Annotated in this window: 12 protein-coding genes; 7 read left to right on the top strand and 5 right to left on the bottom strand. The window is 36.5% G+C overall.

What is annotated here, in order from left to right:
- Nucleotides 1-65: 65 nt before the first annotated feature.
- Nucleotides 66-1,361 carry a cysteate synthase gene (locus KKG99_13370; GenBank protein MBU1013984.1) on the bottom strand — a complete coding sequence of 432 codons (1,296 nt, stop codon included), beginning with the start codon at nt 1,359-1,361 and terminating at the stop codon, nt 66-68.
- A 136-nt stretch (nt 1,362-1,497) separates the two neighbouring features.
- Here KKG99_13370 and thrS point away from each other — a divergent pair, with 136 nt between their 5' ends.
- The 5 genes from thrS (at nt 1,498) to KKG99_13345 (ending at nt 5,744) form a co-directional block, all read left to right on the top strand.
- Nucleotides 1,498-3,435 carry a threonine--tRNA ligase gene (gene thrS, locus KKG99_13365; GenBank protein ID MBU1013983.1) on the top strand — a complete coding sequence of 646 codons (1,938 nt, stop codon included), beginning with the start codon at nt 1,498-1,500 and terminating at the stop codon, nt 3,433-3,435.
- A 48-nt stretch (nt 3,436-3,483) separates the two neighbouring features.
- Complete coding sequence (gene infC / locus KKG99_13360; protein ID MBU1013982.1) at nt 3,484-4,044, top strand: translation initiation factor IF-3; 561 nt, start codon at nt 3,484-3,486, stop codon at nt 4,042-4,044.
- A 45-nt stretch (nt 4,045-4,089) separates the two neighbouring features.
- The gene (gene rpmI / locus KKG99_13355; GenBank protein MBU1013981.1) at nt 4,090-4,284 is read left to right on the top strand and encodes a 50S ribosomal protein L35; all 195 of its coding nucleotides are present in this window, start codon (nt 4,090-4,092) and stop codon (nt 4,282-4,284) included.
- Nucleotides 4,285-4,355: 71 nt separating this feature from the next.
- The gene (rplT, locus tag KKG99_13350) at nt 4,356-4,703 is read left to right on the top strand and encodes a 50S ribosomal protein L20 (protein ID MBU1013980.1); all 348 of its coding nucleotides are present in this window, start codon (nt 4,356-4,358) and stop codon (nt 4,701-4,703) included.
- A 177-nt stretch (nt 4,704-4,880) separates the two neighbouring features.
- Nucleotides 4,881-5,744: a hypothetical protein gene (locus KKG99_13345; protein MBU1013979.1), complete on the top strand. Its 864-nt coding sequence runs from the start codon at nt 4,881-4,883 to the stop codon at nt 5,742-5,744.
- On the opposite strand, the gene KKG99_13340 is transcribed toward KKG99_13345, so the two are convergent.
- The 3 genes from KKG99_13340 to KKG99_13330 are packed head-to-tail and all read right to left on the bottom strand — an operon-like array spanning nt 5,735 to nt 9,876.
- Complete coding sequence (locus tag KKG99_13340) at nt 5,735-7,111, bottom strand: sigma-54 dependent transcriptional regulator (GenBank protein ID MBU1013978.1); 1,377 nt, start codon at nt 7,109-7,111, stop codon at nt 5,735-5,737. The two genes, KKG99_13345 and KKG99_13340, sit on opposite strands and share 10 nt — an antisense overlap.
- Nucleotides 7,108-9,402: a PAS domain S-box protein gene (locus tag KKG99_13335; GenBank protein ID MBU1013977.1), complete on the bottom strand. Its 2,295-nt coding sequence runs from the start codon at nt 9,400-9,402 to the stop codon at nt 7,108-7,110. Before KKG99_13335 ends, KKG99_13340 begins: the two co-directional genes overlap by 4 nt.
- A gap of 3 nt (nt 9,403-9,405) precedes the next feature.
- The gene (locus KKG99_13330) at nt 9,406-9,876 is read right to left on the bottom strand and encodes a DUF1684 domain-containing protein (protein MBU1013976.1); all 471 of its coding nucleotides are present in this window, start codon (nt 9,874-9,876) and stop codon (nt 9,406-9,408) included.
- 869 nt (nt 9,877-10,745) lie between these two features.
- On the opposite strand from KKG99_13330, the gene pdxH reads away from it, so the two are divergent.
- Both pdxH and KKG99_13320 read left to right on the top strand, forming a co-directional pair.
- Complete coding sequence (pdxH, locus tag KKG99_13325) at nt 10,746-11,393, top strand: pyridoxamine 5'-phosphate oxidase (protein MBU1013975.1); 648 nt, start codon at nt 10,746-10,748, stop codon at nt 11,391-11,393.
- 85 nt (nt 11,394-11,478) lie between these two features.
- A complete protein-coding gene (locus KKG99_13320) occupies nt 11,479-12,924 on the top strand; it encodes a sodium/proline symporter (protein ID MBU1013974.1) in 1,446 nt (481 codons plus the stop codon).
- A 130-nt stretch (nt 12,925-13,054) separates the two neighbouring features.
- On the opposite strand, the gene KKG99_13315 is transcribed toward KKG99_13320, so the two are convergent.
- Complete coding sequence (locus KKG99_13315; GenBank protein ID MBU1013973.1) at nt 13,055-14,575, bottom strand: DUF4301 family protein; 1,521 nt, start codon at nt 14,573-14,575, stop codon at nt 13,055-13,057.
- Between the last annotated feature and the right edge of the window lie 124 nt (nt 14,576-14,699).

The following is a 14,699-nucleotide window of genomic DNA, read 5'->3' as shown; positions in this document are numbered from 1 at the left end:
TACCATTGTATTACCATTGTATTACCATTGTATTACCATTGTATTACCATTGTATTACCATTGTATTACTTCAAATAAAACAATCCTTCCAATGCTTTTTTAACTGAAAGCTCATCAGGATTGATATCAAATACTAAAATAGGTTTCAGGTAAAATAAATCCCTTTCCGCCTTAAATAGTTCTTCCCCGCCACCGGTAATGTTTAACATTATAACTGCATCTTTTTCTATTTCATTATTTTTCGTAGAATTGATCAATGTCGCCACTGCTATTGCTGCAGCCGGATGAATATCGTTTCCTTCAAGCTCCTGAAAAAGCTTGGCGGCATTTCTGCCCTCCTCATTCGTTGCCAAAAGAATATCGCCCCCTGCATCTTTCATTGCATCGTACAACCCACCAATAATGGGGTAGGGAGGCTTACGGTTTGATAAAACCTTGGCTTCGATTTCTTCTACCTGTTTTCGGGCCAAATCATCATCCAATGGCAGCATTGATCTTGAATCTGCCTTCCAGGCATCATGAATGGGGGTAAAGGGTAAATTTTGTGAAACCATCAATTTCATTTTATGATTGCCGAACCGACCGTCTTCAATGAGTCGTAAATTGGCTTCCCATGCAGCAATGGCACCTGTTCCGCTGCCAATGGCCTGAAAATAATAATCAGGAATACGGCCGATAAAAGTTGTAGCAGATAAGGTTGTGGTTCCCATGCCATCACGTCGTGCAACATTTTTTGCGCCACCTTCCGGATAATATTCATCCATTCCGGCTGCAATATTTGAAAGATGAATGGCGTCAAAATAATCACTTCCGGCGCGGGATGAGATCAGCTTAACACAATTGTTTAAAGGTGCATCAAACCATAAGGCGTTCAGGTTATCTTCAGGTACACAAAGCAATAATGGGATTTTATTGTCGGAACATACTTGTGCAAAGGCACGGGCCGTATTCCCAGCAGAAGCCACTACCAATACCTTATCTTTATGCGGATTCATTCTGGCACAAACGGTATATGCTTCAGTCTCCTTGAATGAGCAAGTCTTCATGTATGCGCCTTTTTCGGGCCAGTATCCACTAAATGTGATGTATAAATTGCTTAGCCCAAGTTCTTTGGCTAAGCCTTCGCTTTTATAAGTGATTGGTGCCGACGATCCGTTAAGTGTTTTACAAATGGGTAGCCAGTCGGAAAATTTGTAAATGCCCAAGTTTTCATCTTTTAAATGAAGTTGTTTTTGTTCATATTCAGCACGGATCAGACCCGGACCTTCCTGATTTGGTGCATCCAATAACCAGCCACTGTCCTCAAAAATTTCATTGCTTAATATTGATCTTAGTTTATAGTTTGTTTTATCCATCTTCATTGGTTTCATTTACAAAGAAACAAAAGTATAAAAAACCATGTTCTTTTGCGCTAATAATCGGAGTCTGCGACTAATTTATTTTTTAACTATTTAGATTAAATGCTTAACTTTGCACCCATTTTTAAGGAATTACAATATGATAAAGATTACGTTACCCGATCAGTCAGTTAGAGAAGTTGAAGCTGGTTCTACAGCCTTGGATATTGCAATGAGCATAAGCGAAGGTTTAGCCCGAAACGTGCTGGCCGCTCAGGTTAATGATGAGATTTGGGATGCAACCAGACCCATCCATAAAGATGTTAACCTAAAACTCTTTACCTGGAACGATACTCAAGGTAAAGCGGCCATGTGGCATTCATCAGCACATTTAATGGCAGAGGCAGTTGAAAATCTATATCCGGGTGCTAAATTCGGAATTGGTCCCGATATTGAAAGTGGCTTTTATTATGATATTGATTTAGGCGATCAGGTAATCAGTGATGCTGATTTTAAAAAAATAGAAGATAAAATGCTCGAGCTTGCCAGAGAAAAGCAAGTCTTTACCAGAAAAGAAGTTTCAAAAGCAGAGGCAAATAAATTTTTTACTAAAAAGGGAGATGAGTATAAATTAGAACTTATTGAAGGATTGGAAGATGGTGAAATAACTTTTTATGAGTCAGGAAGTTTTACTGACCTTTGCCGCGGCCCACATATTCCAAACACTTCGTTCATCAAAGCCGCAAAAGTTTTAAAAGTCGCAGGAGCTTACTGGAGAGGCGATGAGAAAAGAAAACAGTTGACCCGTTTGTACGGGATCACCTTTCCTAAACAAAAAGATTTGACTGAGTACTTAGAATTGCTCGAAGAAGCCAAAAAACGCGATCATCGAAAGCTGGGTAAGGAACTTGAATTGTTTGCATTTTCGGCAAACGTCGGGATGGGATTACCGCTTTGGCTCCCTAAGGGTGCGATTCTTCGTGAACAACTGGAGAGGTTTTTAAAAAAGGTACAGCGTAAAGCGGGATACGAACCTGTAATCTGTCCACATATCGGTAATGTAGAACTATATAAAACATCCGGTCATTACCAAAAATATGGAGAAGCTTCTTTCCGTCCTATCAAAACGCCGAATGAAGGTGAGGAATTCTTCTTAAAGCCAATGAATTGCCCTCACCATTGCGAAATTTACAAAGTAAAACCACGATCGTACAAAGATTTACCCGTTCGATATGCCGAATTTGGTACGGTTTATCGCTATGAACAAAGTGGAGAACTTCATGGATTAACCCGTGTAAGGGGATTTACACAGGATGATGCACATATTTTCTGTACACCTGATCAGCTGAAAGATGAGTTTAAAGGGGTTATCAGCATCGTAATGCATATCTTTAAAGCGCTGGATTTTAAAGAATTTACCACTCAGATTTCTTTCAGGGATCCCGAAAACAAAGAAAAATATATTGGTTCGGATGAAAACTGGGAAAAATCGGAAAGGGCTATTTTAGAAGTTGCTCAGGAAGAAGGCCTCGAATATTATATAGCGCTTGGCGAAGCTGCTTTTTATGGTCCTAAGATGGATTTTATGGTTAAAGATGCGATCGGTCGTAAATGGCAGTTAGGAACTATTCAGGTTGATTATAATTTACCCGAACGCTTTGAGCTTGAATATGTAGGCAGCGATAATGAAAAACATCGTCCGGTAATGATTCACCGTGCACCATTTGGTTCTATGGAACGTTTTGTTGCTGTGCTGATTGAGCATTGTGCAGGGAACTTCCCACTGTGGCTCACACCGGAACAAGCTATTATACTGCCAATCAGTGAAAAATATCATAATTATGCAAAAAAAGTTTTAAATTTGCTAAATAATTGCGACCTTCGCGCCCTCGTTGACGAAAGGAACGAGAAAACTGGGAGAAAGATTCGCGACGCAGAAATGAGTAAGATTCCATACATGTTGATTGTAGGAGAAAAGGAAGAAGAAGATGGAACTGTATCGGTACGTAAACACGGTGCCGGCGATTTGGGAACGATGAGTATTGAAAAATTTGCAGAATTGGTAAATAAAGAAGTAGCTGAAATGACGAAAAATTAATCGTTAAGGGTATTTCATAAGTTTAATTAAAGATAGGAGAACAAAACAATAGCTAAAAGTTTAAATTTCAAAGGAGGAGGACCTCGCCGAGCAATAAAAAGAAAAGAGGATCCCCATCGAATAAATGAATACATTACCTCGCCTGTAATCAGGGTAGTTGGTGAAAATGTTACTGTAGGGATTTATCAAATTCGTGAGGCGCTTGAAATCGCTAATCAACTTGGTCTTGATTTAGTAGAAATCTCACCCACTGCAAATCCACCGGTTTGTAAAGTGATCGATTATAAGAAGTTTCTTTATGAACAAAAAAAGAAACAAAAAGAAATTAAGGCTAAAACTGCAAAAGTTATTGTAAAAGAAATTCGTCTTGGTCCTAATATTGATGAACATGATTTTAATTTCAAGTTAAAGCATGCGATCAATTTTTTACAAGACAATGCAAAAGTAAAAGTTGATGTCTTTTTTAAAGGCAGAAGCATAGTTTACAAAGAAAAAGGTGAAATCATATTGCTCAGATTTGCTCAGGAACTAATTGATTATGGTAAAGTTGAGCAACTTCCAAAATTAGAAGGAAAGCGAATGATTATGATCATAAGCCCAAAAAAATAAGCCATTAAGGCTTATCAATTAATAACTAATAAAAAAAGAGAAGTAATGCCAAAAATGAAGACGAAATCCAGTGCTAAAAAACGGTTTACCGTTACTGGATCGGGGAAAATTAAAAGGAAGCATGCTTACAAAAGTCACATTCTGACTAAAAAATCAACAAAGCAAAAACGTAATTTAACGCATGTTGCAATCGTTGACCCTGCAGATGAGAAAAATGTAAGACTCATGATTCAAAAGTAAAATTAGTGTATAACTTACTGTTAGCTTGTAAGATCTCGATTTAGGGGCGCTAACGTAAAAAATCAAGAAAAATGCCAAGATCAGTAAATTCAGTTGCCTCGAGGGCACGAAGAAAAAAAGTAATGAAGGAGACCAAAGGTCAATTTGGTCGCCGAAAAAACGTCTGGACCGTTGCGAAGAATGCTTACGAAAAAGGACAGCAGTATGCTTTCAGGGACCGACGAAACAAAAAACGAACTTTCCGTGGATTATGGATTCAGAGGATTAACGCAGCCGTGCGATTGTACGATATGAGTTATTCAGTATTCATGGGAAAATTACATGAAAATAATATCGAACTCAGCAGAAAAGTTCTTGCCGATTTGGCTATGAACAATCCGGAGGCTTTTAAAGCCATTGTTGATATGATTAAAAAATAATTAAAAACCACCTTCGGGTGGTTTTTTTATTTAGGCCATTCCCCATAAAGCCTTTCCCTATTTTATTCAGATTCTAATTCTTTACAATTAAAACTTTGAAGGTGTTATTTAATGTTTAAATTTGTCTATTGGATTTATATCTAATGAATTCAATTAAAAAGTTGCCATAATCCAACCATGAAGAACCAAAAAATGATGAGAACGCGGATAATAAGTTTTGTTTTTGTTTTTATGATGATCTCTGGTTTTGCCCAAAAAGATGAACTGAAATTACAAAGAGATAGCCTATATCAGGAGTATGTCAACTTTAAAGACACAATGAGCTCAAGAACCTGGATTAATATGGTTGATTTGTCGAAGAAACTTGAAGCAGTGGTATTTTTTGATAACACAATGCTTGATTCCATGGCTATTGTTTCACCTAGTGAATCAATTTTGCATTCACGTATTCAAGAACTTTCAAAGTTAAGGGATGAGCTAATCACTGATAATGCCAGAGTCAATACCTTGCTTATACAGACAGAAAAATATAAAAATACCTTATTGATTATTGCCATTATGATGGGTTTACTTTTTGTGGGAGTTTTAATTAGCTTGATATTCATTGTTACCAAACACAAAAAATTATCTTCCGATTCGGATAATTATATGGACGGCATATTAAAGCTTAAAGAAGCCCATAAAAAGGAAACGGATTTATTGAAGGATCAGATTGAGGAATATGCAGGTGAAATGGAATTGCTCGAGAATAGTGCACTTTCAATAAAAAAAGCATATGATATTTTAAAAACTGAGCAGGTAAGCCAGCCTGATATCGCCCCGACAGATAACTCAAATGAAATAGCTGATATTCGTAAAGAAGTAGAAGAACTCAGTGAAGAAATGGCTAAATTAATAGCAGAACGGGACGAATTTGAAGAAGCTTTAGGAATGGCTAATCTAAAACTGGCCCATCAAATTGATTTAAACAAGAAATTTGAAGCTGATCTTGAAAGCTTATTAGGACGTGTCAAAGGCAAACCGAAAGACGATCAGGATTGATCAGAAATCCCATACTTTTTAAGACGCCGATCAAGTGATTGCCATGAAATATTCAATAAGGTTGCAGCTTTTGATTTGTTATAGCCTGATCGCTCAAGTGCTTTGATTATGAGTTCCTTTTCGATTAACTCAATATCGAGCATTTCATTTTGCGGATCTGGATTCTTAGTTATTTTATCGCGATTAAACAGAAAATGATTAATACTTAAATGATCTTCATCACAAACGATCATCGCGCGCTCTACCATATTCTTTAGTTCGCGCACATTCCCGGGGAAAGAATAATCAAGTAAGTCATTAAAAATAACCGGATCTACCGTTTTAATGGATTTTGCCATCTTTCTGGAATATTCCTTTATGAAAAAGTTTAAAAGTACTTTTATATCTTCCTTGCGCTCACGCAAGGGCGGAATATGAACAACAAACGAGCTTAAACGATGGTAGAGGTCAAAACGGAATTTATTGTCTTCGCTCATCTTTTCGAGATCACGATTTGAGGCAGCGATTACTCTTACATCAACCGGGATTAATTGATATGAACCTACCTTGCTTACTTTTCGTTCTTCTAGCACACGCAAGAGCTTTGCCTGCTGATTTAAAGGCATATCGCTGATTTCATCTAAAAACAGGGTTCCTTTATCTGCAATTTCGAACCAGCCCTGTTTGTCACTATCAGCACCTGTAAACGATCCTTTTTTGTGCCCGAAAAATTCACTTTCAAATAAACTTTCAGGAATGGCGGAGCAATTTACCGAGTGAAATGACTTGTTTTTTCGGTTACTTAAATAGTGAATGCCTCTTGCAATCAGCTCTTTACCCGTTCCACTTTCTCCTGTAATCAAAACTGAGGTTGTATCGCTTTTTGATACTTTGCTCATTAGGTCGATCACTTTCTTTAGGGCACTGCTATCTCCGATTAAACGCTGACCAATATTATCATGTAATTCTTTTGATAACAGCGTATTACTTGCTTCAACTTCCTGAAGTTTAAGGTTTAAATCTCGAAATCGTTTGGTCCGTTCAATGGCATTGTTTATTTCCAGCAAACGAAAAGGTTTTGGGAAATAATCAGCCGCACCTGAGCGCATGGCATCAATAACACTGTTCATATCGCCATGACCCGAAATCATAATGATTTCAATGGTTGGATCCTGTTCTTTTATTTTTTTCATCACCGTTATTCCGTCCATTTCAGGCAATTTGATATCAATAATTCCAATATCGATTTTGTTTTTTTTCAGAACTGTAAAAGCTTCAGAAGGTGAGGCGGCTTTATAAACCTTATAGTGATTCCCTACCAGAAATTCCTCAATTTCTTCTCTTACTCTTTTTTCGTCATCAAGTACTAATATTTTAAGCTCGTTCATGATTTATATTTTGGCAATGTGATTGTCATAATGGTATATTTATCTTGCTCACTCTCAACCTTGATGTCGCCCTTCATTTCTTTGATTAATCCATACGAGATGGATAGGCCAAGCCCTGTTCCTCTGTCAAATTCCTTGGTAGTATAAAAGGGATCAAATATTTTATTTATATGTTCACTGGCAATTCCAATCCCGTTATCTTCAATAACGATTACTAAGTTTTTATCCCGACTGGCACTGTTTATGCTAATTCTCTTGTTAAATGAAGAATCAGATCCTTGTTTCTCTTTTTTCTCATCAACTGCATGCTTTGCATTAGATAAAAGATTTAATAGAACTTGCTCTAGCCGGTACTGATTCCCAAAAACGAAATTATCTGTTTCTACCAAATCGAGAACGAAGTTGATCTGATGGTTCGAATATAAGTTGTTAATAATTGATAATGCATTTCGAATAACCACATTTATGTCCACTTTTGTAAATTCGGTTTGTTGTTGTCCTCTGGAGAATGTTCGGATATGGTCAATAATCGTTTTGATGCGTTCAATATCTTCAAATGATTGTCTGATTTTTTGTTGCAGGTAATCTTTTGAAACTTCACCATCGTTAAGTTTAATCAGGATATTGTCCATTGCCATCGAAATTCCACCTAATGGTTGGTTAATTTCGTGGGCAATCCCTGCAGCAAGCTCACCGAGTGACTCAAGCTTTGATTTTTGAATTAGAAGTTGTTGCTGTTCTTCTGTTTTTTTTAATTCTTCTTTAACTCTCTTTTCAAGATTCAGGTTTAGTTCGCTCAGTTCATCTTCAGTTCTCTTTCTTTCGGTAACATCACTGATAAAAGTCAGAACCGCAGGTTTTTGTTCCCAGGTTAGTAATGCCGACTTAATCTCAAACCATTTTTCCTCACCACTCTTTGTGAATACCTTGATATCATATCTTTCCTGAATCTCCATTCCCTTTAACCTACCAACATGGTTATCGTAAACAACGTCGCGATAATCGGGATGTACAAAGTCGGTGAATGGTCGTTCGATGGCTTCCTTTGGCAGGAAACCTGTAATTTCACATAATTTGGGATTAACAAATCTGATTACTCCATCCACCGTCAGCAGAATTCCATCATTCGCATTTTCAAATATTTGACGATATTTTTCCTCACTTTCGCGTAGGAGTATTTCGGCAAGTTTACGATCGTTTACTTGTTTTTGAAGTGCCCTTGTCCTTTTATCTACACGTGTTTCCAATTCATTGTTCAGCATCAATAATTCTTGCTCAATCTGATTGCGATGGATGGCAGCACCAATAATATCGGCAGTAATGGAGAATATTTTTAGCTCAGTATCATTCCATTCTCGCTCACGCGTGCATTCATCAAATCCAATAAAACCCCACCATTTATTGTGAATAAAGATTGGTAAAACAGCGATGGAAAGTATGTTTTGCTGAGATAGAATTATCCTCTCTTTTTCAGGGAAGTTCTTTACCAAACCATGGAGTGGTTTGTCGTTTTTTAAGATATCGACCCAACGTTTAAATCCTGATTTTGCAAAATTAAAAAATTGTAAATCCGGATTATCAATTTGAGATTTGATGTTTTTGTTGGTCCATTCTAGTTTATGGCTGCTAACTAAAGTTTTGTCAATGATAGCATTCTCAAATATATAAACCCTGCTTGCACCTGTTGCCCGCCCCAAATTCTTAAGTACTTTTTTAAAAGTTTCTTCACTAAAATCAAAACGAAGAAATTCTTCAGTGGCAAAATTTACGGCTTCCTGCACCGATTTGCTTTCCCTGATCATGTCTTCAAGTTTTACCCGCCTGTATTCTTCATACTTGATATTTCGCTCAAGCATAATGCGTTCGGCAAGCTCATCGATGGCACTAAAAAGACGTTTTGTATCAACCGGTTTGATCAGATAACTCTGAACCCCAATGGTAATGGCACGTAAAAAATAATGTGGTTTACTAAAAGCCGACATCACGATTGCCTTGGCCGATTTATCTGTTTTTTTAATTTTTTCAATCATTTCCAAACCATCCATTTCAGGCATTTTGATGTCAGATAGGATCAGGTCCGGCTTATGTTCAATATACAAATCGTAACCTTCACGCCCGTTTTCGGCAACTAAAAGTGTTTCAAATTTCCGTGACAGAATTTTCTTGAATTTTTCCCTTAAAATAGGATCATCTTCTGCATATAAAACGGTGATTTTTATTTTTTTCATCTGTTTGTAAATTGTTTTCATTCGCCAAATAGAACTTGTCCAGAATGTTGGCACTCGTTTCATAATTTAATGATCATTATATTTCAATTCGCCTGCAGTTATTCTTACATTTAAATGATTTTCGTATGGTGGTATCGGGCATGAATACTTATGGTTGTATGCACATAGAGGGTTATATGCCAGATTAAAATCGATGTATACCGTATCCTCACCATGATACCGAAAGTCAAGATACCTGCTGGCACCATATGTTTCTTCTCCACTGGTTAAATCTCGGAATGGAATGAATAAATAATCTTCATATCCGGGACGCTTTGTCAGTTCTACATTTTGATAAGCACTTAACACACATTCAACAGTATCGATTTTAAAATGAATTTTACCGTAAGTTGAATACAGAGGCAAGCGATCGGTTGATGTTTTCATTTCAAAAGTTCGGAAGATTGTATCTTTTACAAAGAGTCCTTTAACTTTGAATGTCGGATTAATTTCAAAATAATTAAGCATCACAAAGGTTTTTAATTGCTCCTCTGTCATCGGGCTTGATTCTTTCTTAGTAAATTCAATGTCCTTGGCATTTCTTTGGTATTGTATTTCATCAATAAAAAATCCGGCTTTAAGGTCAGATAGTGCAATTTCTTTGTCGGGATTAAACAAAAATTTCGCATAGAAATATGCGAGTGCCTCATTGAGCACGGTTCTAAACCCCTCACTTGATTTCCACCATTTCTTTCTATCATAATTCTTATCGTTTCCGGCGATAATGCCAACTTCGTAATCAGATCCTAAGGCTTGTTCAAATAATAATAGTGACCGTCTGGCATGACAGCCAAGGGTGAACACATTTACAGTTTTTGTTTCATATTTGTTTTTTTGCAGCCAATCCCAAAGTAATAATCCGGTATTGTAAGTCCGGTCGCGAAAAACCGTTTCAGGGATGGAAATATTAATAATTTTCGAAGTATCCATTCCCATTTTCATCAACGATGTTTTCATTAAATCGGCAGAGGTCATGTATCCGATGATATAATTACCCTGACCAATTGGTTTTCCGATGATGATCATGATCTCATAATCACCTTGATAAAATTCAATCATCAAATCCTTAAGCGTATAATCAGGGAGAAATCCTTCGACTGCCAATACTTTGCTTTGAACGGGTTCTGTAATACTCAGGAATTTGTTTAATCCTTTGAAAATAAAAAAGATGATAATAATTAAGACGAAAAAAATAAGTAGTTTTCCCATTATTGTAGGGCGAGTTCTTACTTTGGTAGAAAGTAGTCGGAATTTTATCATATTAATTTTCTTAAATTTGAACGCCAAGTTAGCAAATTTATATGTTTATTGGTGCGATTAGATTCACCTAAATCGTAAAATTGTTGATTATAAAGGCATACGAAGATATGGAAGAAGTAAACAGATTGCATGGAATCAGAAGGGAATATGAAAAATCCAGCCTTGATGAACATTTGATGGATCAAAATCCCCTGAATGAATTTAGGGTATGGCTGGGCTCAGCGATTAATTTAATTGAGGATGATGCAACAGCAATGGTACTTTCAACGGTTTCTAAGAATGGACGACCTTCATCCAGAATGGTTTTATTAAAAGATGCAAACGACAACGGACTTACCTTTTTTACTAATTATAAAAGCAGAAAGGGTAAGGAATTAATAGGTAATGCATTTGCCAGTTTATTGTTTTACTGGAAAGAACAAGAAAGACAAATTCGAATTGAAGGTAAGATCAGTAGAACAAACCCTGAAATTTCAGACGAGTACTTTAACGGGAGGCCATATGATAGCCAAATTGCAGCCATTTCTTCTCAACAAAGTCAAGCTGTTGAGGATCGTTCAATACTCGAAAAGTCATTTGAGCGAATAAAAGCAGAAACAATGGGTAAGAGTTTAAAACGACCTGAACATTGGGGTGGGTACATCTTAAAACCGGATACTTTTGAGTTCTGGCAAGGGAGACCTAATCGTTTGCACGACAGAATCGTTTATATTTTAGAAAATAATTTGTGGTCAATTAAAAGATTAGCACCTTAGGAAAATTGCTGTTAGCTGTAAGTCTTTAACTTTTAGGTGTTGGTATTGAATAATCAATGAACAATATAAAATAATCATTCTAAAAATGGAATACCAAACACAATTATTATTGGTAATGATCATTTATATGGCATTGCTAATCGTTTTTGGAATTTATCATGGGAGAAAAGTTAAATCAGCATCAGACTATGCAATTGCTGATAGAAAATTGCCCGGATGGGCTGCAGCTTTATCTGAAAGGGCTACAGGTGAATCATCCTGGGCTTTGTTGGGACTTCCCGGAGCCGCTTATGCAACTGGGTTAACTGAAATCTGGACAGCAATTGGTTGCGTTGCTGGAATAATTACCGCTTGGGTTGCCATTGCTTGGCGATTAAGAGATGCGGCCGAAAAATACAAGGTGAACTCCTTTACCGAATTTATTGCAAAGCGACATGGAGAACAAGCAAAATGGCTAAAAATCGTTGGTAGTTCAACCATCGTTTTCTTTTTTTTCTTTTATGTCGGTGCTCAGTTTTTAGGTGGAGCTAAAACTTTGCACACGATGTTTAACATTAATACAAACTGGGGTATTTTCATAACCTCAGCTATCATAATTCCTTACACTATTTATGGTGGTTTCAGAAGTGTGGTATACACCGATGTTGTGCAAGCCATGGTTATGATTATTACTTTAATTGTAGGTCCAATCGTTGGTATAATTTATATTTCAGGACATCCGGATTTATTTGCACATTCAATTTCAGAAGCACTCATTTCGGCAGGACCAACCTATACATCATTAACAGGTGGAGTTGGCGGTTTTGTTGCAGGGATAGTAATTGCCGGAGGATTTTCCTGGTTTTTTGGTTATTTAGGAGGCCAACCACAGCTAAGTATGCGATTTATGGCCATCAAAGATGTTAAAAATGCCAAACAGGCTCGAAATATTGGAATAATCTGGACAATAATTGCATATGTTGGGGCCTTAAGTTTAGGCTGGATAGGCTTAGCTATTTTTGGCCCTAATGGCCTTGAAGATCAGGAATTTGTTATGCCGGCTGTTCTTTTACATATTTTTCCCCCTGCTATTGCTGCCATATTGATTATGGGAGCTATTGCTGCAATGACTTCAACCGCAAATTCAATCATTATTTTATCTTCAACTGAATTATCTGAAAACTTGATCAAACCACTGTCAAAAGTTGGTTTAAGGAATGCTGAAACATCCTTATTCCAATCTAGATTGATCACAACTTTATTAATTGTTGTGGCACTTGGTTTATCCTATATTTCTCCTTCCAGACTTATTTTTACTTTGGTTAGTTATGTTTGGGCAGGAATAGGAGGGACCTTTTCAGTAGTAATCCTGCTTAGTTTATTTTGGAAAAGATACCATGGCAAAGCAGCATTGTTGACGATCATCGTTGGGATGGTTTTTACTATCATTTGGATAAGTAGCGGGATGGATGAAATTATTACATCTCGTATTCTTACATTTTTTGTATCCGCAATTGTTGCAGTGTCTTCAACTTATTTGATAAGAAAGTAATTTGAAGTATGATGCGAGACTTACTAGTAATAGTTTTTTGTCATCTAGATTCAAATCTTAAAATCAAGAACTGATTCATTCAGATTCTCAATTCATCACTCATCACTCATCACTCATCACTCCTAACTCCTTACTGGTGTTGTTCCCTCAATAAATCATTAATGATTTTAACAGGATTAAAAGTGAGAATAGGGCATTCAACAAAAATGGTGATCCAATTGGCCATGGCACCATTCCACAATCCGGGTAATTCCTGAGCTTTAAGCTCTTTTCCATTTTGTGATTTAATGGAGATAAATCCGGTTTGATGATCTACATAATTCTTTAGGTTGAATTTATTTCCTTGATAATCGCGAACACCACAAACTAAATCGACGGGATTGAAGTGAGTTGCATCACCCACTATCTTTTTCTGATTTTGGTTTTTCAGGTCGATTTGTGAGTTTTCGACAATTTGAAGTGATTGATTGCCATTTTGATCAAAAACCCAAAATGGACCTCCTCCGGGTTCTCCTTCGTTTATTACCATTCCGCATACCCTTAGGGGGCGATTCATTTTATTGAACAAATATTCGGCACGATCTATATTTATTGACTTATCACTTAAATCGATAAATAATTTGTTCTTGGCAAATGCTTCAATTTCGCTTAATAATTTATCAGGGATTGCTTTATTCTTAAGATTGGTAAGATATTCGAAAGTTTGCACTTGTAATTTAATCAGATGCGCGGCAATCACCTTTTTGTATATATAAGTTGTTTCTCTTAATCTGTCGGGTACGATATTATCAATATTTTTAATAAAAATAATATCTCCATCAATGTCATTCAGGTTTTCGATAAGAGCTCCGTGCCCTCCCGGCCTAAAAACCAAGTCGCCGTTTGCATCACGAAGAGGTTCGTTTTGCATATCAACTGCAATCATATCAGTCGAGGGTTTTTGAATGGAGAAACTGATCTCAAATTGAATGTCGAATGCTATTTCATGCTTTCTTTTTATTTTTTCAATTGCAACTTCAGATTTCTCCTGATGTTCGGGTGATACCGTAAAATGAATTTTCACTTTATTGTCATCATTCTTACAATATACAGCTCCTTCAACCAGATGCTCTTCAATTGCCAGCCGGGCACCATCGTTGTAGTTATGAAATTTCAATAAACCTTTGGGCAGGGATGCATATTGAAGTCCTTCAGCATTAAGTAATAGGTCAATGATTTTATTATATTCTTTATTCTGGATAGATACTGAAAGATTAAAACCCTCGGATTCAAAGATTTCGGATAAATCGTCATAAAATGCAAATTCAGTTAAATGCTTAAAAAAGTAGCCAACTGAGTTAAACCCATCATCATTCAATTGTTTAGTGTCTGGATTATCCCTGAATTCAAATAAATGCTTGAACATTCGACTTGCAGCACCCGAAGCCGGAACAAATTTAATGATCTCCCGACCCAGTGATTCCGAATTGAAATATTTAACTAGCTCTTTGATCTCAATATTACCAAATTTGATAATCCCATTCCCTGCAGTGGCAGCAGATTTTAAATTAGAATAAGGAAACCCGCTTTTAAAATTCAGTATATGGGTTTCTAATTGTGCTTCGCTTATACCTTTTGCCTTTATAAATTCAATGTCGTTGTTTTTGAGCATAATGTTGGGTTAGGTTGATGTAATAAGGCATAAAAATAAGACTAATTTTTATAATCTTAAGCCGAAATTAATTCTTGAATTAATTTCGGCTTAGCAATGTAAATTTGGCAAATAATGTTAATTT

The organism is Bacteroidota bacterium, assembly GCA_018816945.1.
GTDB lineage: Bacteria > Bacteroidota > Bacteroidia > Bacteroidales.
The sequence above is the reverse complement of the archived record's forward strand: the minus strand, read 5'-3'. Positions and strand labels throughout refer to the sequence as shown.